The organism is Flavobacteriales bacterium (genome assembly GCA_020635795.1).
Taxonomy (GTDB): Bacteria; Bacteroidota; Bacteroidia; order Flavobacteriales_E; family Vicingaceae; genus Vicingus.
Genome location: JACJZD010000001.1, coordinates 928,780 through 950,977 on the forward strand (window position 1 = coordinate 928,780; position 22,198 = coordinate 950,977).

The window sequence follows — 22,198 nt, forward strand, 5'->3', positions numbered from 1 at the left end:
TTTTTGTTTAATTAAAGTCGGGCACTAACACTGAACGTTTGTCATATTTATGTTCAAGTGTGTTTTTAAATACTTCGTTTATTTTCGACATTGGAAATGTTTGAACAAAATCTTTAATCTCCAATTTTCCAGATGCAATTAATTCAACTACTTCTGGGTACAATTCGGGTTTACAACCCCAAGTGCCAATTAATTTTGCATCGAAAGCCATTAGGTTACTCAAACGAACATTCAATTTATCCATAGTAAAACCTACTATGCTTAATGTCGATGTAAAAGTTATTAGGCTAAATGCTAAATCCTGACCAGGAGTAGTGCCTGAAAATTCAAAAATTTTCCAACCGAATTTTGGAGTGCCTAATTCTTTGGCTAGTTCTTTTACTTTCAATTTTACTTCTTTGAAATCAAGTCCTTTAGAATTTAAAGTTGCATCAACACCGTTTCTCTTAGCGTTTGCAAGCTTATCATCATTGATATCGATGGCAATTACTTTAGCACCCATTATTTTTGCAATTAAAGCACCATAAACACCAACTCCACCAACACCTATAACTATTGCTAAATCACCTTTTTCTAACTCTGATTTTTTCATTACTTGATAAGGTGTAGAAATAGCATCCGCAATTACAGAAAGTTCTTGTAATGAGTATTTGGTTAAAATAGAGTCGGGAACAGGGCATAAATATTTATGAGGTACAACAATATGAGAAGCAAAACCACCGTGAAAATCGTTTCCTGGCATTAGTTGGTTTTGACACATGTTGCTTCTGCCTTTGTTGCACAACTCACAATCACCACAAGGTAATACAGCTGGAATAATTACATTTTTTCCAACCCAATTTGCTGGACCTGCTGTCACAACTCCACTAATCTCATGACCTAATGTTAAAGGCATTTCTTTTTTTGTTCTCACGCCATCGTGCCAAAAACTTAAATCGGTATGGCAAACACCACAACCAGCAACTTTAACAATTGCTTCGTTTTCGTTTATTGATGGCAATTCAGATTCAACCAAAGAAAAATCTTCCTTTAGTGCTGTCATTTGCCATTGTTTCATAAGCCCCTTCTCGGTCTTCCCCAAAGGGGAAGAAGACGGTTGCTTGTCTTTTATTGTTTCACTCATTGTCATTCGTTTTAATTCTTTTTTTTTAAATACCCTTCATTTTTTTTTCACTCATTATTCCCTTCCCTTCGGGAAGGGTTAGGGATGGCTTTTTATGCGTTTGGATTTTCAAATAAAATAGCTGTTCCTTGTCCACCACCAATACAAGCCGAAGCAATACCATACTTAACACCTCTTGCTTGCATTTCTCTTGAAATTGTTAATGATAATCGAGTTCCTGTAGCAGCTAAAGGATGCCCTAAAGCAATTGCACCTCCATTAACATTACAGATGTCGCGGTTTAAACCTAATTCTTTTTCGCAACCAATAAATTGTGCAGCAAAAGCTTCATTAATTTCTATTAAACCAATATCTGCTATTGTTAAACCAGCCATTTCCAATACTAAACGAATTGCAGGAACGGGTCCTAACCCCATAACTCTTGGGTCTAAAGCACTCGTAGCCGATGCCACTATTCTTGATAAAGGTTTTAAGCCTTTTTGGTTGATAAAATCGCCACTTGCCACAACAACTGAAGCTGCACCATCAACAATACCGCTCGAATTTGCAGCAGTTTGAACTCCATCACGTGCAAAAACAGAAGGTAATTTTGCCATAGCTTCTAAATCGGCTGGACGAACATTTTCGTCTGTTGTAAAATCAACAGCAGTTTTTGGTAAACGTACTTTTCGTGTATTTAAACCTTCAACAGCAAATTCTGCTGAGTTCATTTTAACTACTTCACCATCAAAGAAACCACGCTCCTTTGCAGCGATATATCGGTCTATAGAAAGTTTTGCAAACTCGTTCGCATCTTCTTTTGTAATTCCATGTTTGGTAGCAACATTTTCCGCCGTACATCCCATTGGTACAGCAGCAGTATCATTTAAAGCTTCCCAAAGCATGTCTTTAAAATCAATTTTTCCTAACGGATATCCCATTCTGTTTCCAAAACTTACCGTAGGAGAGAGGCTCATGTTTTCTGTTCCACCACATAAAGCGGTTTGTGCTTTTCCTAATGTTATTTGCTCTGCACCTGCAATAATGGTTTCAAAACCACTACCACAAATACGTTGCAACATCACAGCGGGAATACCTTCTGGAATACCTGAAAACAAGCCAATGTGGCGAGGTAAAAAATAAGAATCAGCAGAACTTTGACCGATGTTGGCATACATTACTTGATCAATATCATCGCCTTTAATTCCTGATTTTTCAATAGCAGCTTTGGTCGCATATATTCCTAAATCTGTAGGTGATACTTGTCCTAATGTGCCACATAATTTTCCAAATGGAGTTCTTGCGCCATTTACCAAATAAATATTATCGTAAGTTATTCCAAACCCTTTTTTCTTATCGTGAAATCCTTTCATTGTTTTATCGTTTTATTATTTTTTTTCTGATTTTCTAATTCCTGCTGAACATTTTTGTTGTAGGTGTTCATGGCTAAAATTGCAGCACCGAACGAAACTACATGTTGCGGACTATCAACTATTTGTATATCTTTTTTAAACTTTTCGTTTAACAAGTCTTTTAAGTATGGATGATGAGCAATTACCCCTCCAATCATAAAAGTTGGAATACCTGGGTCGAGCCTCATTTTTGCTACTTTGTTGGCTATAGAATTGTAAATTCCACGAGAAATGTCTTCAACCGACATGCCATCAAAAATCCAATTCATGATTTCGGTTTTAGCGAATACCGTACAGAAACTGTTTAATTCCTTGTCGTATTTGGATAACGAAGCTAAACTGCTCATTTCACTAATGTTGATGTTTGCACGTTCTGCAATTTCAGCTAAGAACGAACCAGTTCCTGCAGCACATTTATCGTTCATGTAGAAATTTTCTACGTTATTGTCTTTATCGCAACGTATTATTTTAATGTCTTCACCTCCTATATCAATAATGTTTTTTTCTCCGTCGAAGAAATGGGAAACACCAGCAGCACCACAATTTATTTCTGTTTTAACAAGATCTGTTTCAGTAAAATGTTTACGACCATACCCCTGTAGCACAACTGTATTTTATGCTAAAATTGGTAGCGATGGTCTGCATTACGTTTTTTAAACGCTTGTTTATCGTTGTTTAAGGTTGGTAAAAAGTAACGAAACAGCGCATTACCTTTATCATCAATTACAGTAAACTTTGCGGCAAGCAGAGCCTAAATCAATACCCAAAAAGCAATTGGTGTTTTTTTATGTGATGAGGAGTGTAGCTTTTTATTGACTAAACCTTTATCTAATATTTTACGGTTAACATCGCCAGCAGCACTGCATAAGGCACTCTTGAAATAATGTTTTTGTTGGTCATGGCTTTTACCATGTTGGTAAACGATAGGTTTAACGATGTACGGATGTAATGTTTACGACCATATTCAACGATTTTACCATTAAAGTAATCAATTTCGGTAGGGCGATTGTTTATTAAATCGACCGCTAGAGAAGGGAAGTGGTCACCACCTTTTTTAAGGTAACGCATACACTGGCGAAGAAAATCGTCAGGAAATCGTATTTTTTCCGATTCTGCAACTTGTATTCCTTCATCAATTACTTGTTCAATCAATTCTACGGTATCTGGGTCTGCCATGGCTTCAGCCATAGTTAAACGACTTACGCCACATAAAGCACTTAACGATGAATTTAATATCGTTTTTTCCCAAGTTCGTTTCACTAATTCAAACGAATCGATGGGCTTTGTATCTAGTCCCACAGACGTAAGTAAATGGGCTAATTCTTTAGCTTGTTCAGTTTTAGCATCGTTTACCGAACCCAAATAATTTGGTGCTGTAAAAAAGGTAACTTTTGTTACGTTTGGCGATGTAGTGTTACCAGCAAAGTTGATAACTAATCGCAGTGTTTTTGATTCACCAAAACCTGCTGCTAAAAGCTGTTCAACATCAATACCGTTTTGTGCCGAAACAACCGTAAGTTTTTCGGTATTTAAAATTTGAGCTTGTTTTACGGCAGCTGCAGTATGGTTCGATTTTAATGAAAAAATTAAATAATCAGCATCCCAACCCTCAAATTCAGAAATGGATTGAAAAACCTTTTCGAATTTTGCTTTTGCTTGCATCACATTTTCCAACACCAATCCTTCCGAACTAATTTTATTGGCTTTTACTTCGTTAACCTCACACAAAGCTACCTCGCAACCAGCCTCTTGAAGTTTAACGGCAAGTATCATTCCTACTGGTCCTACACCAATAACTCCAACTTTTATTTTAGTTTTTTTTGCCATTAGTTCAATATCAATTTTCTTGTTTCAACAACATTGTTGTTTGTAAGTTGTATTACATAAATTCCGTTTTCTAATCCAAAACGATCTATCAAAATTGATTTTCCATTTAGGTTAGTGAATTCTTTTACTAATTTTCCATTAATAGAAAGTATTTTAAGCGTTGCATTAGTTAAATAATCTTTAGTAATTATCGTTGCAGTAACATTAAAAGGATTAGGATAAATATGAAATGTATTTTGTTTTTCTAACTCGGTTACAGCTGTTGTTCCCAAACCAAATTTTGTCCAATACACATCATAAGAACCAGTATTGGTTAAAGTAACAGTGTTAAAAGTCATGTTAACACCTTCAAAATAACCGGTTAGATAGATATTACCATTATTATCAGCACATATCCCATTTCCATAACCACCAGAAGCTGCGGCTCCTCTAAACGAATAAGCATTTTGGATAACTCCTGATGAGTTGTATTTTGCCAAGAAAATATTATCTCCAGCAGCAGTACTAGTTAAAATAATACCTCCAAAATTTACTGATGGAGATGTGTACCATCCAGAAATGTAAACATTGTTTAAATTATCGGTAGTGATGCAGTACGCTTCATTACCCTCTGGTCCAGATGTTGGATTTACTACCCATTGTTCAACTCCGTTAGAAGAATATTTTGCAACAAATACATTATCGTAGCTTGGATTTGAATTTCCAATAACATTCGCAATAGTCATAGAAGTTCCATCAAAACATCCAGTAATATAAACGTCATTATTGTTATCGGTTGAAATACTATTTCCCCAAACACCACCATTTACTGATGATGCAGATTTTGACCAAATAGCTGTTCCGCTTGCGTCATATTTAGCAACAAAAAGGTAATCGTCGCCAAATGAGCCATTGGTAAGAGGTGTGTTTGAACCAAAGGCTATTGTTGGACTATCAAAAAACCCAGTAATGTAAGATTCTCCATTAGCTATTGTTTTTATTGAAGTTGCTCTATCTGAACCCGAACCTCCAATTCCTTTTGCCCATAAATTAGTCCCTGATGAATTAAATTTAGCAATAAATAAATCTACTGCACCATTATTTAATATTGTGGTACTTCCAAAATTTATACCTCCCCAAGTATGACCAGTTAGATAAACATTATTGTTTTGATCGATACTTAATCCCGTACTTTGGTCTTCATCAACTCCACCAAAACCTTTTCCCCATTGCTCAACCCCTGATGTATTGTATTTTAACAGAATTAAATCGGAATATCCATTGTTATTAATTGGGGAACCATTAAATGTTACAGATGTACTGTTAAAATGACCAGCAACATAAACAACACCAGTATTTTTCTCAACAGTAATGGCAGTACTGTATTCATCACTAAATCCACCCACATTTTTAGCCCAAAGACAATTTCCGTTTAAATCGAATTTAGCAACAAAAATGTCAGATGTTCCGGGGGAGGTGTTGTTAATGGTTTGTGTTCCAAAAGTTAACGTAGCACTTTCGAAAGAACCCGTAATGTATGTATAACCATTATTATCTACAACAATAGCATTACCTTCATCTAAACCTGTTCCGGTAGCACTTTTAGCCCAAGAGATGGTTTGAGAAAAACCACTGAAGGAAAATAAAAATGAGATTAATATGACAATATTTTTTTTCATTAAAACACTTTTTGTTCTTCCAATTGCTCTAAAAATGTTTCTACCTTAGTAATGCTTTGCCCTTCGGAGAAAAATCTTAAATCACACAAATCGCCTTCGATGATTAATGACCTTACTCCTGTTGTTTTTTGTAGTCGTTGAGGCATACCAAATTTGGCATTCGAATTGTTAAAACATGTTTTGGTATCGTGATAAACTATTCCATCAATTTTGTATTCCTTAAACCAATCGGTAAGCATTTTCATTTTGGCTTTTTCACTTCTGTTGATGAAAATTTCGGTATAAGCTCTAGCTGTTGAATTCCATGGGTCGTTTTCATCGAATTTATCAAAAACCCAACTGCTACAATAAGTAGATGCCACAACTGCTGCACCATTTGAGGTGAATAAATCACTCATCATACGTAACTTACCCCAAATAGGCATTCCTTCCCAAAAAATTCTAGTTCTAGCTTTTGGTAAAAAGCCGATGTTGTTTTTTACATTTTCTTCTAATTCAGCTAAAAGGGTAGTGTAATAATCTTTTGCAACTTGAGTTCCACGCAACACTACTATTGGTCCCATGTGAATGGTTCCATCAAAAAAACTCAATGGAGCATTCATTGCTGTTGATGTTTTTAATACTTTTTGCCATAATAAAGTGGCTTCTTTACTTAGTCGTACTGTTTCTTTAAAACGATCTAAATCAAATTTATTGCCGCTAACTTGCTCACAAACAGGAATCATTTGTTTGAATTGTTTAACCACTAATTCAACAATTTCATCGGTTACTTCATCAACATGTCGAGGCGGTTGAATACCAACTATAGGACAGTTAAATTCATCAGCAAAAAAAGTAAACCAATCTTGCACCTCGCGGCATTGGTTGGTATTGTATGCTATGATATCTGGTTTTGGATGACCACTTAAACCATAATGTGTTTGAAGTGGAGTTTCTTTTTTTAGATAAGAACCTATATCAGCAGTAGTATAGGAGCAAACATGACCAGAATATCCGCATTTAATTGCTTCTGGAATATAATCCATTGCAGTTCGAGTAGCTCCTAATAAAGCACCATGATTTTCGGGGAAATATACCTCAAAACCAAATGAACGAAGCAATTCAGCAGGGCCAACACTTGTACACCAAGCAATTTTCTTTTTGCCAGTTTCTAATGAGCTAAAATAATTGCCCATTATCTCTTTCATTTTATCTGTTGATTTTATTTTGTACATTTTGAATTCAGTTTATTAGGTTCTAAATCAATGATATAAACTTCTTCTTCTACAGGAACATTATCGCCATACATGTTGAATAGATGTGCTTTGTATTTTTCTACCACGTTTTTTGGTGCAACTTTCATCGATGGTGTTAGTGTGTTGTTGTCTAACGACAATTCATCAAGAATAATAGCTGCCGATTTTACTTTTGCGAATTTTTGACCAATACTTTCGTTAGCCTGATGTAAACAACCTGTTAAACATTTGCCTAATTCGTTTAAACTTCTTGGGCAAAAACAACCATCTTCGGGAGATAATTCATAATCCGGTTTTTCTAGTAGTCGTTTATTTGGGAAGATTAATGCTACAGGATGTTCTTCGCCACTACCCGAAACCACAGCGTATTGAACGTAATGGCATTTTAATTCAATGGCTTTTTCTAAATCTGTAGGAATTACTTTTTCGCCGTTTGAAAGTTTAAAAATGCGGTCTTTTCGAGAAATTAATTTTAATCCATTATCGGTTATTGCTCCAACATCACCAGTTCTGTACCAACCATCTTCAGTAAATACATCTTTATTGGCTTCATCGTTATGGTAGTATTCCACCATAATATTTGGACCTTTTACTTGAATTTCGTCATCGTCAGCAATTCTTATACTTACACCAGGAATTGGTTTTCCAACAACGCCAGTTTCTCTTTTCAACGAAGGATCGGTTAAAGTACAACAAGGTGAAGTTTCTGTTAAACCCCAACCTTCAACTACTTTAATACCGCGTTTTTCAAATTCGTTAGAGAGTTTTTCGGGTAGGGCAGCAGCAGCAGTAAAAATGAATTTTAACCCTGAATTAAAGAAAATATTTTCTGCTTCTTTGCTTTCTCGAGTTAAGTCGTAAAGCGATTGATATACTTTTGGAACACTAAAAAAAATAGTTGGTTTTACCAATTTCCAATTTTCAAAAATGGTATTGGCATCTCTACCATAGCTACTTTCTAACGAGAATGTTGCTCCATTATACAATGCTGTAAATAATTCGAAAATACCACCAAAACTATGGTGCCAAGGTAAATAAGCTAAAAATCGGTCGTGTTCAGTAACATCCCAAACTATAGATAATGCCGCTTGCTGCGACAAAATATTTTTATGCATTAACTGAACACATTTTGGAATACCCATCGTACCAGAAGTGTACATGTTTAGGCAAATGCTGTCGGGTTTTATTTCTGTATCAAATACTGAGGTGTTTTCTGGTCGTTGAACCAGTAAATCTTCGTAATAGTTTAAATCTGGAAAACGAACATCGGTAACTTTGCTGAATGAATATATTTTTTTGAGGGTTAAATCTGTACCCAAGTTAGAAAGTTGAGCATCGCCTTGTACAGCCAACCAAGAGGCATCAGAATGGTTGATTAATAATTCAGCAGTATCTTTTTTAAAGTTGGCAAAAATAGGAACAACTATACCTCCGTAAGCCATTACTGCCAATTCGAGCTGTAGCATTTCTAAACAATTTCGAGAAAAAATAACAATTTTTTCGCCTTTATTAAAACCTTGTTGCTGTAGATTGTAAGCTATGTTTTGAATGTTATTGTAAAAATCTTTCCACGAAATACCTTCGAAGTTACCTTCTTTATTTTTTTCTTGATAAACGATGTTGTTCTCAAACCGTTTAACATTTTGGTTTAATAAAGTAGCAATATTAGGAAGTACTTCACCAAGCTTATGTTCAGAATCTAATTGTTTCATGTTTCAATTATTCAAGAATTTATGCTAAACGCTTAAGAATTATAGTCATTAATCATGTTTTAAGCTACCACAGCAGCTTCCTTTTCCTTTAATTTATAATATCTGAAACCACCCCAAAGTGCTGCTCCAATAGCACCTGAATAAATAGCATCAGGATGAGCGACAAATTCAAACGATTTTTTCTTGTTTTCAGACGACAATTCTTCTATGGCTTGAATCATACCCACATTCATACCCATACCACCAACTAAAGCAATAGGTGATTCGGCATTTAGTGAGCCTAATAGTTTAACTACTCGTTGCGCAATAGAAATGTTAATTCCTTTTACAATGTTTGGTGTAGATAGTCCTTTAGAAACAAGATTAATAACATCCGTTTCGGCTAACACAGCGCAAATGCCTGAAGGAACTTCTGGATTGTCAGCTTTTAACGAAATTTCACCAACTTCTTCGATTGCTAAACCTAAGTAACGAGAGATGTTTTCAATAAACTGACCAGATCCTGAGGCACATTGTCCAGTCATTTTGTAATCCAATACTTTTCCTCGGTTATCAATTTTAATGGCTCTAACATACAATCCACCCATGTCCACAACAGTTTTTGCGTTGGGAGCAAAGAAAATACCTCCACGAGCATGAGATGTCATACTGTAAAAGTGACCTGTTTTTTTCTCAACCATTTCACCTTCACCTGTAGATGCTAAATAAGCAATATCATTATCGTAGTTTAAGTTGTTTCTTTCCAAAATCATGTCAACGGCATCAACCACCACATCCTTTGGATTACGTTTTCTAATTTTTTCAGTTTGTTTGTCAATCAATTTATGATCGCCAGTTTGTTTGTCGTACTCCATTAAAACGGCTTTAACATAGCTTCCGCCAACGTCAACTCCCATGGTATATATTGTATTTTTCATATCGTTAGATGTTTAAAGATTAGTAAAACTTATTCAGCTGTTTCTTTTTTCTCTTTAGCAGTAGGTAAATCAGCACTAATGTTTCTTCTTGCAAACATTGCTCCTCCTAATGCTCCCATAAAGATGGAATCAGTATGTATGTTCATAGTTACTTCTCCATAAGAATCGGTAACCATTTGTTTAACATATTTTAAAACGGCTTCATTTCTGGCAACACCACCAGTAAATGTAAACTCGTTTCTAACTCCTCCAGAACGAGCAATTAATGACATGGCACGTTGTACAATAGCTTTGTGTAATCCAGCTAAAATATTTGGACGCTCTTCGCCATTGTGTAACAATTCTTTTACCTCTGCACCAGCAAATACGGTACAAGTTGAACAAATGGTGGTTTCTTTTGTTGCTTTGTTTGCTTCTGGTCCGAGTTCGTTTAACGATAATCCAAATTCATCAGCAATGTAGCCTAAATATCTACCACAACCAGCAGCACATCTATCGTTCATGTGGAAACTGGTAACCAACCCGTGGCTATCTACTTGAATAGCTTTGGTATCTTGTCCTCCAATATCTAAAACTGTTCTAGTATTAGGGAAAACAGCATGAGCACCAAAAGCATGGCATAAAATTTCTGATTTAATACAATCTTCAGGGAAAGGTAAAAGAGCTCTACCATAACCTGTACCAACCATTTTAGCAATGTGAATTTCCTCATCAGCGATATCGTTAATGTGGTCACGTAAAGTAAACTCTACATTTTTGTAGTTGTTTTTAACTGCGTTTAATTCGGCATAATACCAGTCTTCGTTGCTACCATCTTCTTGTTGGTCGGCTAAACCTTTGTATTTTTCGTCCAAAATTTTCATGGCTTCCAACACCAATTCTTTAAAATTGTATTGAACCATTTCGTTTTCTATAGGTGTAATGCTTTTATCAAAAGCCAACATTAATGGCTCGTAAAATTCTGCACCTTTTTTCTCTACTTCAACATTGTATTTTTCACTTACAATGTCTCTAAAAAATTGATTTTTTGAACCCAAATTTTCGTTGATAAATTCGTGATGAATTTGTGGACGAATGGTTTCAAGAATTTCTTTTAGTTTTTCTGAAATTTGGTTTTTATTCTCGTACGAAAATTCATTTACGGTTTTGTTTAGCATTTTTTCTAAACTTTCCATACGTCGTCTAAACTGTCCGTATTGAAATACGCTACGTAAATCCTGCATGTATTTTTTAAATTCAGGCTTGGTTACATCTTCTCCAATTTTACGTTGTAATAAGTTAAAACGAGCATCATAGATGGCTTCTTCACGTGCAATATCTGCAGCAACTTTATAGTTAGCTCTTGTGTTAGTTATCCCTCTTCCAACAATTTCATCTTTTTCGTTAATGATAACTGCTTTTGAAGTGGTTGAGCCTAAATCGATTCCTAAATAGTATTTTTTCATTTTTTAAGAGTTTAATCGTGGTTAAACGATGTTTTCAACTGTGGTTATCTATTGTGATTCTTGTTCTTCTAACATTTTTCGTTGAGCCAACATTTGGAAATACGACTCTAAACGGTTCTTGATATTTGAATAAGAGAAGTATCGAGGATCAACCAAATCAGATTCGATAAAACCTACAGGAACTTCTAAACGGTCTTCAATTTCACGCATCATCCCTAATTGTCCAGCAGAGAATGAGTTACAACTCTTGATAGAATTGGTTACATAACCATCTGCTTGGTATTCGGTAATACATTTCGATAACAAATCAATACGTTGTGGAATATTTAAATTGGTGTAACAATTCATGCAATATTCAGCTAACGATTCAAGTGGTCGTGATGGGTCGTGTCTCCATCCCATATCGTAAACACCACCTACTTTTGTATATGATGAAGCAACAATTACGGCTCCCATATCATAGAAAATTTTCCAAAACTCACGGAAACTTGTCCAGTTTGGAGGGCCTTCAACAACCAATCTGTATTTTTCTTCTTTCATTTCTCCTTCTGGAGTAATTGGACCTAATCCTAAACGAATACGCTCTTGAATTTCGTTGTATAATTCTTTATAATACTCAACTGCTTGTTCGGTACCTCTAAAACCGATGTTAATTGGACCAATGTAGTATACCCCAGCGAAGTAAGCATCAATAGGAGACGGCTTATGTTTGGTAGTATCAAAAATTTTGGTAATCCAATCTTCAGCTTCTTTTGATAATGCCAACATACGTTGTAATTTTGCCTCATCGTATTTAATACCAGTAACTTCTTCCATTTGAGGAATAACTTCTTCCTTAAATTGTTTTACCATGTATTCCACCATTTGCGGAGTCATTTTAGCATTTTCCTGATAAGGAGTGTGTACCATAATCACTTTTGCATTTGGGTATTCTCTTTTAAGTGTTTCAAACCATTTCATAAAAGTAAAACAGCCTGTATAACTTAAAAGCAACACATCTGGCTCAGGAATTTTTGTTCCAGTTGGACCAATGTTTCCTTTCATAAGCATACCGACATCACATTTTACATAGGTACATACATCTTCAGAGTGTGCATTTTTTTCAGCTTCTTTAATATAACCACCCGATTTTTTACGCATGGCACTTTGCAAAGCATTTATTTCTGGATATACAGGTAGCATATCAAACGTTCTGATAAGTTCAGAAAGATTACCTGGAATAAAGGTGTAACACACTTTTTTTCCTAGTTCTTTTGCTTGTGCTAAATCGTTAAAAAGTCCTTCTACCATCTCCTTTTGGAGAATCATACTTTTTTCTTTTTGAGCTTCTTGAGACATATTTTAAAAGTTTAAAGTTTAAAGTTTAAAGCTTATAAGTTGATTTAACCCATAACATCAAATAATTAAACTTGTTCATATTAATAGAGATTATTAGTGTTTGCAAGAATCGGTAGCAGTTAAATTGATGTTGCTTACTGCTGCTGGTTCATCTTCCCATAATTTGATTGAATCAGAGAAAGCACCCACTTGTTCTTTAATTACTTTAAATTGATTAATGTTTTCGCTGTATTGAAATGCAATGTATCGGATTCCCATTTTATTAAAAGCGTTTTGGAAAATTGGAGCATCAAGTAAACTAGGGTCACAAAAACTTGCTGAAGCAAAGATGACTCCATTAGCACCTCTATCTTTAACAATTTTGGCCAATCTGTTTTCTTTCGGGTTATGAACATCATAAATAGAAGATGAGTATTGACTTTGATTGATGTAAGAATTAGAAATTGCTTCTAGTGGTTTGTTTGTTGTAGCATCTATATCACCAAGAATCATTCTTGAACCCAACATGTAATCATCGTCAACTACATAGCATCCTGCTTCTTCAATAGCTTTAATTAAACCTACTGCTGGTTGTTCGCAAAAAGCACCAGAAATAACCACTTTAATTTTATCTTGTGGTACACCAATGTTTTGTTTAATGTGAGCACAAACCTGTTCTAATATTTCGTTGTGTTCTTCAACTGGAATAACTGTTCCTGCTCTAACAATATGATACACATCTTCAATACTTAATCTCCAAGGATATTCTTGTCGGATATCGTATATCAAAGAAATTAGTTGTCGATTTTTATTGTATAATTCTATTGAATGATTTAGTTTTTCGGTAGTTACTTCAACACCGTTAATCTCTTTAATGTATTCCAATACATGTTCCATTTCTTGTTGGTAGAATACACCCCCAATTTGAGGTAAGAAATTTTGCGGAAAATCCATGTACTTAACAAACTTTCCTAATTTATGTTGTTTAAAAATCCCTGAAAGGTTTCTTATTACATCACAAATAGATGGAAAGATAAAACCATCGATATGATCCATGTGTTTATCTAAAGCTAATTCCATTATACTTCTGGGTATATGGCAGATGTAAGATTGGTAGTAAGCATCTCCTTTTATAATTTGCTTGCGATCGCCACCACCAAAAATACCTACAGGCATACCACCAGCAGCGTGTATAATTTCTCTAGGAAAATAAATAGGCATATAACCAACTAGAACTCTACCTGGTTTTTCTTCTTTCCATTTTTTTGCTCTGGTGAAATTTAAATCGAACGATAATTCCTTACATTCGTTAATTATTTGTTTTAGTTCTTTCATATTTTAACATTTAGTTCAAAACTTAACCAACTTTGTTTGGGTTTGCTTTTTTACTTGATGTTAAAAATGAGAGACTATACCTTGCTATCAAGCAAAAAAGAAAACTTTGGTTGGTATAGTTACAATTGAGTCATAATTCGAGAATAAAATTAGCAAACACTTTTTCTGTGGTTTATGATGCTCATCATAGTAATTCTACTTTGTTAATCATAAGTTCGTAAAATCAAAGGGCTTTTTTATGATAAAAGTCATTTCGTAAAATCACTAATTTGAGGTACTTAGTAACACTAGTTTCTATAAATAGATAACATTGGATAATTGTGCAGTAATCGTATTGGCAGGAGGGAATTCAAGCAGAATGAATTCTCCAAAACCTTGGTTGGTTTTTGTAAACAATGCAACCTTTTTAGAAAACATAGTAAACAGCTATAATGAGGTTGGGTTTAAAAAAATAGTTATTTCTTTAAATAAAAAGTTTTTTTTAACAGCTTATACAGACAGAATTGAACAACTAAAAAAAAAGGCAACGTTTGTAGAAATTGAAAATCCAGAAAAAGGAAGATTGTTTTCATTACAGTTGGCTTTAAAAGTAGTTGGAGATGTAGATGTTGCTTTTATACAAAATGTTGACAACCCATTTATAGATGAAACAGTTATTAATACATTATATAAGGAACGAATTAGTGATGGAGTAACTATACCAAAATATCAAGAAAAAGCAGGACATCCTATTATAATAAGTAAGAATGTAATTAGAGAGATTGTTGACAATTATATGAAGTACGAAACCTTAAAAGAGCTTACCAATCAGTTTGAAAAGAAATATGTTAAGGTGTATAATTCAGATATCCTTATAAACATTAATACTCCTTTAGAATACCATGATGCAATAAATGAACATATATAACGAAATAGAAGAGATAAGAAAAAGTGGAGTTGATGCTGCGTTATGCACCATTGTGCATACTAAAGGTTCTACACCACGAAAAGTTGGTTCAAAAATGTTGGTGTATTCATCAGGCACTATTAAAGGAACAATAGGGGGAGGGAGTTTAGAAAAGGAAGTAATAAAAAATGCACTGTATCAATTAAAATGCAATAAACCAAAACTGTTCAAACACGATTTATTGCACCAGCATAACATGTGTTGTGGCGGAACTGTAGAAATATTTATTGAGCCAATAGAAAAAATGAAACGACTTTACATTTTTGGAGCAGGACATACCGGACAAGCATTAGCCAAATTTGCTAAAGTGTTGGATTTTGAAATTTTTGTGATTGACGATAGAAAAGAATACATCGACCAATTATCAGCTGTTATAGAAGTAAATAAATTGAATGTTGACTATAAAGAAATTTTACCAAAATTGCCATTTGATAAAAACACTTACGTGGCAATTTTAACCTATGAGCATGAAATAGATAGAGATATTTTGTCTTACTGCATCAAACAACCATCGGCTTATATTGGAATGATTGGCAGTAAAAGAAAAGTAGAAATGACAAAAAAAATGTTTTTAGATGCGGGAATAGCAACAAAAAAACAACTAAACAATGTTGATATGCCTATGGGCATTGATGTTTTAGCAGAAACACCAGAAGAAATTGCCATTAGCATATTAGCAAAATTAATATCAATAAAAAACAAGAAATGAGAAAGAAAGTAGCCATAGTTACTGGGGCAGCAAAGGGAATAGGAAAAGCCATTGCCGAGAAAATGATTGATGAAAAATACATCACTATTTTAGTAGATGTTGATGAAACAGCAGGAACTTCGTTAGCAAAAAAATTAGGCGAAAATGCTCATTTTTATTCATGTAACATTAGTGATGAAAAGGCTGTTAATTCTTTCTATAATTCAGTTCTCGAAAATCACAAACATGTTGATGTGTTGGTCAACAATGCTGGAATTATAAAAGACAATGTAATTTGGAAAATGCCTACCGAAGATTTTGATGCGGTTATCGACATCAATTTAAAAGGAACTTGGCTCATGTGTAAAAATGCTGCCAGCATTATGAAAAACCAACAAAATGGACGTATAGTAAACATTACATCAAGAGCATGGTTGGGAAACCCTGGTCAATCAAACTACTCTGCATCAAAAGCTGGAGTGGTAGGTTTAACACGTGTATTAGCATTAGAGTTAGGTAAACATGGTGTTTTAGTAAACGCTATTGCTCCTGGTTTAATTGATACGCCTTTAACTCAAAAATTACCTATAGATGTTCAAGAAAAATTGATTCAGGCACAACCTACAAAATCGATGGGTAAACCTGAAGATATTGCCAATGCAGTAGCATTTTTAAGTAGTGAAAAAACACAGTTTATTACAGGGCAAACACTTTATGTTGATGGCGGAAAAAGCATAGGAGCTGGCTTATAAAAATTGGAATAGTTTTTAAAGAAAACAATATGGAAATAGTAAGTTATATCGTTAATGGAAAGGAATACAAAGTTATTGTAGAGCCACACGATACTTTAGCGAAGGTTTTACGAGAAAAAATAAATTTAACAGGTACAAAGCTGGGTTGTGAGCAGGCAAGTTGTGGTGCTTGTACTGTTTTTGTTGATGGAAAAGCTGTTCAAAGTTGTGTTACTCCAGCATTAAGAGTTGCAGGATGTGTAATTACGACCATTGAGGGCGTTGCTGACCAAAATAAACTGCATAAGCTACAAGAGAAATTTGTTGAAAAAGGTGCCATACAATGTGGTTATTGCACTCCTGGTATGATTATGACTTCGTTAGATTTTTTAGAAGAAAACCCTAATCCTTCTACCGATGAAATTAAAGAAGCATTATCAGGAAATTTATGTAGATGTACTGGGTACAAAAAAATTATTGAAGCTGTTGAATCATACGTAAAAGAAGAAAATCATCTTCATCCACCTTTAGGACATCTTCCAAAAAGTGATGCTTCAAAATTTAAAATGGTTGGACAGGGTAGACCATATATTGAATCAACAAAAAAAGTTCAAGGAACAGCTGATTATGCTGATGACATTAAAATTAAAAATGCCTTATGTTGTAAGTTTTTGAGAAGTACGCACGCTCATGCTAAAATCAATAAAATAGATATTAAAGCTGCTTTGGCATTGCCTGGAGTAAGAGCCGTTATTACTGGTAAAGAACTACCTATAAAGTTTGGTGTTTTACCTATTTCGCAAGATGAAACAGCAATGGCTGTAGAAAAAACAAGGTATATTGGCGAAATTGTTGCTGCTGTTGCTGCAGATACAGAAGAAATTGCTCAACAAGCATGTGCTTTAATTAAATTAGATTATACACCATTACGACCATTTTTTGATATGGAAGAATGTTGTGAAGACATTGGTGATTACGAGAAAATTCACGAATACGGAAAATTTAACAACAACATTCATAAAAAGGCTGAATTACGTTTTGGAAACCAACAAGAAGGTTTAGCTGCTGCCGACCATAAAGTTAAAGTTGATTTTGATTTTCAAGGAATTAATCACGGGTTTACTGAACCGCATGCTGCAACTGCATGGTGGGACGAAAATGGGTTAACTATTATTACGGCAACCCAAGTGCCACATTATTTACATCGATATTTAGCCAAAGTATTAGAAGTTCCAATGAATAGAGTTAGGGTTGTAAAGCCTTATGTTGGAGGTGGTTTTGGTGGTAAATCCGACCCATTTCCTCATGAAATTATTATTTCACATTTATCTAGAATTCTAGGACAACCTGTTAAAATGCGCTTTAATAGAGAAGAAGTGTTTCTAACCAACCATGGTCGTCACCCATCCAAAATGAGTGTTGAAATGGGAGTTAATAAAGATGGAACTATTCAAGCATTAGATGCCGATATTATAATTGATGGAGGTGCTTATGGTAGCTTTGGTGTAGTAACATCATATTACAATGGGGTTTTATTACAAGCTCCATACAAAATAAACAACTTTGGATTTAGAACACGTAGGGTTTATACTAATAAGCCACAATGTGGTGCAATGCGTGGTCATGGTGCTGTAAATTCACGCTATGCTGTAGAAACCATTATTGACCGATTGGCTCATGAAATTGACATGGATCCATGTGAAATGAGATTGAAAAATTTTCTTGATGGAAATACCTTAACGGTTGGTCAGTATAGAATAACGTCAAACGGAAGTAGAGAATCCTTACAAAAAGTAATGGACTTGTCGGATTGGAAAAACAAGTTTAAAAAATTACCAGAAGGGTATGGAATAGGCGTGGCTTGTGGTTTTTTTATTAGCGGTAGTGCGTTGCCAATTCATTGGAATGAATATCCACAATCGGTGGTTCATTTAAAAGTTGATTTAGATGGTAGAGTTTTGGTAACATCAGGTGCTAGTGATATTGGACAAGGAAGTGACACCATGTTGGCTATTATTGTTGCCGAAGTGTTAGGATTGAGTTTAGATAACATTTTTGTTGTAGCTGCCGACACAACACTAACTCCAATAGATTTAGGTAGTTATTCTAGCCGTGTAACTTTTATGGCTGGTAATGCAGCAAAAACTGCTGCTGAAAACCTGAAAGAACAAATTTTAGACGCAATCTCAATACTTCATAATGTTAGTAAAGATGAACTAAACTTCCAAAACGAACGTGTGTTTAGTAATGATGGAAAGGTTGATTTGTCGTGGTCAGAAGCTATTGAAAATTCGACACGAAGAGTGGGCGCTTTAAACAGTACAGGAGCATATAATTCACCAAAATTAGGAGGCGATTTCAAAGGTTCTGGTGCGGGTTTGAGCCCGTCGTACAGTTTTGGGGCGGTAATTACTGAGGTAAAAGTAGATGCAGCAACAGGACATGTTAAAGTAATTGATATTTGGGGCGCTCACGATGCTGGAAAAGCGTTGAATCCTTTAGCTGTTGAAGGGCAATTAGAAGGTTCTTGGCACATGGGCTTGGGTCAAGCGTTGAGTGAACAAATGAAGTATTACAATGGCTTATTGGTAAACAGTAATTTGGTAGATTACAAAATTCCTACCACCAAAGATACTCCGCCAATACACACCAATATTATAGAAACCATCGACCCAGAAGGACCTTTTGGAGCAAAAGAATGTGGAGAAGGAGCAATTCACCCAGTAATTCCGGCAATAGCCAATGCTATTTTTGATGCTGTTGGTATAAGAGTTACTTCGTTGCCCATAAATTCGGAAGAGGTATTGAATCAGTTGAAAGTTAAAAGTGAAAAGTTGAAAGTGGTCAAATAAACAATCCATTTCAACTTTATAAACTTTAATCTTTACAAACTTTAAACTAATAAAAATGATTGCAGAAAAAAAATACATCATTGCAACAACAGTTGAAGAAGCAATAAGTCATGCAAAAGCCCATTTGGGTAATTTTAAATATTTATCGGGTGGAACCGATGTAATGGTTAATCGTTTTCAAGGAAATGAAACCTCTGATTGTTTGATAGATTTAACCAAAATTAAAGCTTTAAAAGGAATTGAAAAACAAAACGATTATCTTCGAATAGGGGCTTTAGAAATTTTAGAAGAATTAAAATTTAATCAAGCCATTAAAAACGAATTCCCAATGCTTATTGAAGCAGCTCTTTCGGTAGGTTCGCCATTGATTAGAAAAACAGCTACAATTGGAGGTAATGTATTGTGCGAAAATCGTTGTTTGTATTACAATCAATCGGAATGGTGGAGAGAATCTATTGGTTATTGTTTAAAATGCGATGGAGATATTTGTATAGCAACTCAAGGTAAGAATGCTTGTTTTTCGGAATTGGTTTCTGATACAGCTCCAGCTTTAATAGCTATGGATGCAGAAATTGAATACATAGATTTTAATGGAACACAACGTCAAAAACTTGAATCTATTTATTCTGGTGATGGTGTAAAACCTAGAAACTTGCCCGAAGAAGCAATAGTTACAGCTATATATTTACCTCTAGGCAGGGAGTTTAAAACGGCGTTTTATAAATTACGTGAGCGTGAAAGTTTAGAATTTACATCACTAACTTCTGCTTTAGCAATAGACAAAGCGGGAAAGATAAAAATTGCATTATCTGGCGTAGACCCAAAAGCTGTTGTAGTTGAAGGATTGAGTACTGATGATAAACAAGAACTAATTAAAAAAGCCATAAAGGGTTCTAGAACTGTTGATAATGATATGTATTCTCGAAAGTACCGCAGAGAAATGATTAGTGTGTATTTAAATAGAAGTTTTGAAAAAATTGAGCTATAATTTTAATAAAGGATGTTTTTGTCTTTTATTATTTTATTGTTAATTTTGATCTTATAAACATACCTAACTCTCAGTTTAAAACGAAGTATAAAACACAAAATTGAATGAGAGGAAGTAAAAAATCTATATAAATGGAAAATAATCCTTTAAGTGTAATGTATGCAGAGCATGACGTTATAATGAAAGCAGAAAAAATTATAGACAACATTGATGGTCTTTGGGAAAAAGATTCTGCAACCTATATTGAAATTGTTGACAATTTAGTATTGTTTTTTAAAGAGTATGCTGATGGATATCATCACCGTAAGGAGGAGGAAGTATTGTTTCCTGCCGTTTACAATCATCCCGATTTTGTATTGCAGGGGATTATTGATGAATTTGAACAACATCACGAAAGTTTTAGAGATTACACTCAAGAAATTCAAGAAGCTTTGGATAACGAGGAATTTCCAAAATCGTACAACTTACTTCAAGAGTATTGCAATGATTTATTAGACCATATTGCCGCCGAAAACGAAGAATTATTTGTTTTGGCAGAGAATTTATTGAGTGAAAATGAATTAGAAACAATTTTTTTTAAGTTTAAAGATATAGATATGGAGCTTGGTGAGGCACGTAAAGTGGAGTTAGAGAAAAGCATAGAAAATATTTTAGTTTAAATCATTTTATTAGCTTTGTTTTTTTAATAATACAACATGCAAGAAGAAATAACCCCGTGTCCTAAATGTAATTCCCCTTATGGATATCCAACTAATAATAATTTATTTGCTTGTCCTGAGTGTGGTTACGAATGGAGTCCTGAAGAGTTAGCAGCAGAATATGAATTGGTTGTGAAAGATGCTAATGGAAACAAATTGAATAATGGTGATGATGTGGTAATTGTTAAAGATTTACCAGTTAAAGGCTATTCGAAATCGATAAAAGTAGGAACAAAAGTAAAAAACATACGATTGGTAGAGGGCGACCATAATATTGATTGTAAAGTTGATGGTTTTGGAGCTATGGCTTTAAAATCGGAGTTTGTTAAAAAAGCTTAGTGCAAATCTTCTGTTTTTGAATACCTCAAAACCTTACAACGATTATTCGTCGTTTATTAAGCAAAAATTTAACGAACGAGTTCAAAAAATTTCGCTAAATACGGGGTTTACCTGTCCAAATCGCGATGGTACAAAAGGAGTAGGAGGTTGCACGTATTGTAACAACAACACTTTCAATCCATATTATTGTAAACCAAGTAAAAGTATAACTCAGCAGTTAGATGAAGGGATTTCATTTTTCTCAAAAAAATACAAAACACAACAATACTTAGCTTATTTTCAGGCGTATACCAATACCTATGCCGATGTTTATATAGTTAAAGAGTTGTATTTAGAAGCTATTAATCATCCAAATGTTATAGGTTTAGTAATTGGAACACGACCTGATTGTATTAATGAAGATTTGATAAATTTTTTGTCGGATTTAGCTAAAACTCATTACATAGCTTTGGAATTTGGGGTGGAAAGCACATTAAACAGAACACTTGATTTAATTAATCGCTGCCATACTTTCGAAGAAACCATTGCAGCTTACGAGTTGGCTAAAAATAAAGGGTTGCATTTAGGAGCTCATTTAATTATTGGTCTACCTAGAGAAACACGAGCAGAAATGCTCAAACATGCTGTTGAAATTTCTAAACTACCGATTAACACACTAAAAATACATCAACTGCAAATTGTAAAACATACCAAAATGGCTTTACAATTAAAAACAGAACCAGCCATATTCGAGTTGTTTGAAGCAGAAGAATACATCGATTTTATTTGCGATTTTGTGGCATTACTCCGACCAAACATTATCATTGAACGCTTTATTAGTGAATCACCCAGTCATTTATTACTTGCTCCAAAATGGGGTGGGATTAAAAACTTCGAAATGGTAGTTAAAATAGAAAAACGGATGGAGGAAAAGAATCTGTGGCAGGGAAAGTATTTTAACTAAGGGTTTATTAATTACAAGTTAAACTTTAGTATTATTTAAGTTAATAACTATCT

At 34.4% G+C, this 22,198-nt stretch carries 19 protein-coding genes; 8 read left to right on the forward strand and 11 right to left on the reverse strand.

Annotated elements, in window-relative coordinates; all coding sequences use genetic code 11:
- Positions 1-7: 7 nt before the first annotated feature.
- The 11 genes from had to bcrC form a co-directional block, all read right to left on the reverse strand.
- The gene (gene had, locus H6589_04015) at positions 8-1,057 is read right to left on the reverse strand and encodes a 6-hydroxycyclohex-1-ene-1-carbonyl-CoA dehydrogenase (GenBank protein MCB9173751.1); all 1,050 of its coding nucleotides are present in this window, start codon (positions 1,055-1,057) and stop codon (positions 8-10) included.
- A gap of 158 nt (positions 1,058-1,215) precedes the next feature.
- Positions 1,216-2,475, reverse strand: a complete 1,260-nt coding sequence (locus H6589_04020; protein MCB9173752.1) for a thiolase family protein — start codon at positions 2,473-2,475, stop codon at positions 1,216-1,218.
- Positions 2,472-3,119, reverse strand: a complete 648-nt coding sequence (locus H6589_04025; protein ID MCB9173753.1) for an ATPase — start codon at positions 3,117-3,119, stop codon at positions 2,472-2,474. Before H6589_04025 ends, H6589_04020 begins: the two co-directional genes overlap by 4 nt.
- A 223-nt stretch (positions 3,120-3,342) precedes the next feature.
- Positions 3,343-4,341: a 2-dehydropantoate 2-reductase gene (locus H6589_04030; GenBank protein ID MCB9173754.1), complete on the reverse strand. Its 999-nt coding sequence runs from the start codon at positions 4,339-4,341 to the stop codon at positions 3,343-3,345.
- The gene (locus H6589_04035) at positions 4,341-5,999 is read right to left on the reverse strand and encodes an SBBP repeat-containing protein (GenBank protein MCB9173755.1); all 1,659 of its coding nucleotides are present in this window, start codon (positions 5,997-5,999) and stop codon (positions 4,341-4,343) included. The genes H6589_04030 and H6589_04035 overlap by 1 nt, the downstream gene beginning before the upstream one ends.
- Positions 5,999-7,213 (reverse strand): 2-hydroxyacyl-CoA dehydratase, encoded by a 1,215-nt coding sequence (locus tag H6589_04040; protein ID MCB9173756.1) that lies wholly within the window; start codon positions 7,211-7,213, stop codon positions 5,999-6,001. The genes H6589_04035 and H6589_04040 overlap by 1 nt, the downstream gene beginning before the upstream one ends.
- Entirely contained in the window at positions 7,201-8,946 is a 1,746-nt protein-coding gene (locus tag H6589_04045; protein MCB9173757.1) for an AMP-binding protein, read from the reverse strand. Before H6589_04045 ends, H6589_04040 begins: the two co-directional genes overlap by 13 nt.
- A gap of 59 nt (positions 8,947-9,005) precedes the next feature.
- The gene (locus tag H6589_04050; protein MCB9173758.1) at positions 9,006-9,863 is read right to left on the reverse strand and encodes a benzoyl-CoA reductase subunit D; all 858 of its coding nucleotides are present in this window, start codon (positions 9,861-9,863) and stop codon (positions 9,006-9,008) included.
- A 29-nt stretch (positions 9,864-9,892) separates the two neighbouring features.
- Positions 9,893-11,308, reverse strand: coding sequence for a benzoyl-CoA reductase subunit A (locus H6589_04055; protein MCB9173759.1), 1,416 nt, complete (start codon positions 11,306-11,308; stop codon positions 9,893-9,895).
- Positions 11,309-11,356: 48 nt separating this feature from the next.
- Positions 11,357-12,646: a benzoyl-CoA reductase subunit B gene (gene bcrB, locus H6589_04060; GenBank protein ID MCB9173760.1), complete on the reverse strand. Its 1,290-nt coding sequence runs from the start codon at positions 12,644-12,646 to the stop codon at positions 11,357-11,359.
- A gap of 93 nt (positions 12,647-12,739) precedes the next feature.
- Positions 12,740-13,960: a benzoyl-CoA reductase subunit C gene (bcrC, locus tag H6589_04065; protein ID MCB9173761.1), complete on the reverse strand. Its 1,221-nt coding sequence runs from the start codon at positions 13,958-13,960 to the stop codon at positions 12,740-12,742.
- Positions 13,961-14,270: 310 nt separating this feature from the next.
- On the opposite strand from bcrC, the gene H6589_04070 reads away from it, so the two are divergent.
- The 8 genes from H6589_04070 to H6589_04105 all read left to right on the forward strand — a co-directional run bounded on the left by H6589_04070 (position 14,271) and on the right by H6589_04105 (position 22,145).
- Positions 14,271-14,867, forward strand: coding sequence for an NTP transferase domain-containing protein (locus H6589_04070; protein ID MCB9173762.1), 597 nt, complete (start codon positions 14,271-14,273; stop codon positions 14,865-14,867).
- Positions 14,854-15,615 carry an XdhC family protein gene (locus H6589_04075; protein MCB9173763.1) on the forward strand — a complete coding sequence of 254 codons (762 nt, stop codon included), beginning with the start codon at positions 14,854-14,856 and terminating at the stop codon, positions 15,613-15,615. Before H6589_04070 ends, H6589_04075 begins: the two co-directional genes overlap by 14 nt.
- Positions 15,612-16,346 (forward strand): SDR family oxidoreductase, encoded by a 735-nt coding sequence (locus H6589_04080; protein ID MCB9173764.1) that lies wholly within the window; start codon positions 15,612-15,614, stop codon positions 16,344-16,346. Before H6589_04075 ends, H6589_04080 begins: the two co-directional genes overlap by 4 nt.
- Positions 16,347-16,375: 29 nt before the next feature.
- Positions 16,376-19,177, forward strand: a complete 2,802-nt coding sequence (locus H6589_04085; protein MCB9173765.1) for a molybdopterin-dependent oxidoreductase — start codon at positions 16,376-16,378, stop codon at positions 19,175-19,177.
- Between the two features lie 55 nt (positions 19,178-19,232).
- Positions 19,233-20,165 (forward strand): FAD binding domain-containing protein, encoded by a 933-nt coding sequence (locus H6589_04090; protein MCB9173766.1) that lies wholly within the window; start codon positions 19,233-19,235, stop codon positions 20,163-20,165.
- 131 nt (positions 20,166-20,296) lie between these two features.
- Positions 20,297-20,824 carry a hemerythrin domain-containing protein gene (locus H6589_04095; protein ID MCB9173767.1) on the forward strand — a complete coding sequence of 176 codons (528 nt, stop codon included), beginning with the start codon at positions 20,297-20,299 and terminating at the stop codon, positions 20,822-20,824.
- 36 nt (positions 20,825-20,860) lie between these two features.
- On the forward strand, positions 20,861-21,202 hold the full coding sequence (locus H6589_04100) for an alkylphosphonate utilization protein (protein MCB9173768.1): 342 nt from the start codon (positions 20,861-20,863) through the stop codon (positions 21,200-21,202).
- 10 nt (positions 21,203-21,212) lie between these two features.
- The gene (locus tag H6589_04105; protein ID MCB9173769.1) at positions 21,213-22,145 is read left to right on the forward strand and encodes a TIGR01212 family radical SAM protein; all 933 of its coding nucleotides are present in this window, start codon (positions 21,213-21,215) and stop codon (positions 22,143-22,145) included.
- Positions 22,146-22,198: the final 53 nt, after the last annotated feature.

What these genes read in the sequence shown, in the direction of transcription:
- H6589_04055 (MCB9173759.1), bottom strand. Translation starts at nt 11,308, where the DNA reads ATGAAAAAATACTATTTAGGAATCGATTTAGGCTCAACCACTTCAAAA.
- H6589_04100 (MCB9173768.1), top strand. Translation starts at nt 20,861, where the DNA reads ATGCAAGAAGAAATAACCCCGTGTCCTAAATGTAATTCCCCTTATGGA.
- H6589_04045 (MCB9173757.1), bottom strand. Translation starts at nt 8,946, where the DNA reads ATGAAACAATTAGATTCTGAACATAAGCTTGGTGAAGTACTTCCTAAT.
- H6589_04020 (MCB9173752.1), bottom strand. Translation starts at nt 2,475, where the DNA reads ATGAAAGGATTTCACGATAAGAAAAAAGGGTTTGGAATAACTTACGAT.
- H6589_04080 (MCB9173764.1), top strand. Translation starts at nt 15,612, where the DNA reads ATGAGAAAGAAAGTAGCCATAGTTACTGGGGCAGCAAAGGGAATAGGA.
- H6589_04095 (MCB9173767.1), top strand. Translation starts at nt 20,297, where the DNA reads ATGGAAAATAATCCTTTAAGTGTAATGTATGCAGAGCATGACGTTATA.
- H6589_04040 (MCB9173756.1), bottom strand. Translation starts at nt 7,213, where the DNA reads ATGTACAAAATAAAATCAACAGATAAAATGAAAGAGATAATGGGCAAT.
- bcrB (MCB9173760.1), bottom strand. Translation starts at nt 12,646, where the DNA reads ATGTCTCAAGAAGCTCAAAAAGAAAAAAGTATGATTCTCCAAAAGGAG.
- bcrC (MCB9173761.1), bottom strand. Translation starts at nt 13,960, where the DNA reads ATGAAAGAACTAAAACAAATAATTAACGAATGTAAGGAATTATCGTTC.
- H6589_04035 (MCB9173755.1), bottom strand. Translation starts at nt 5,999, where the DNA reads ATGAAAAAAAATATTGTCATATTAATCTCATTTTTATTTTCCTTCAGT.
- had (MCB9173751.1), bottom strand. Translation starts at nt 1,057, where the DNA reads ATGAAACAATGGCAAATGACAGCACTAAAGGAAGATTTTTCTTTGGTT.
- H6589_04090 (MCB9173766.1), top strand. Translation starts at nt 19,233, where the DNA reads ATGATTGCAGAAAAAAAATACATCATTGCAACAACAGTTGAAGAAGCA.
- H6589_04030 (MCB9173754.1), bottom strand. Translation starts at nt 4,341, where the DNA reads ATGGCAAAAAAAACTAAAATAAAAGTTGGAGTTATTGGTGTAGGACCA.
- H6589_04050 (MCB9173758.1), bottom strand. Translation starts at nt 9,863, where the DNA reads ATGAAAAATACAATATATACCATGGGAGTTGACGTTGGCGGAAGCTAT.
- H6589_04085 (MCB9173765.1), top strand. Translation starts at nt 16,376, where the DNA reads ATGGAAATAGTAAGTTATATCGTTAATGGAAAGGAATACAAAGTTATT.
- H6589_04075 (MCB9173763.1), top strand. Translation starts at nt 14,854, where the DNA reads ATGAACATATATAACGAAATAGAAGAGATAAGAAAAAGTGGAGTTGAT.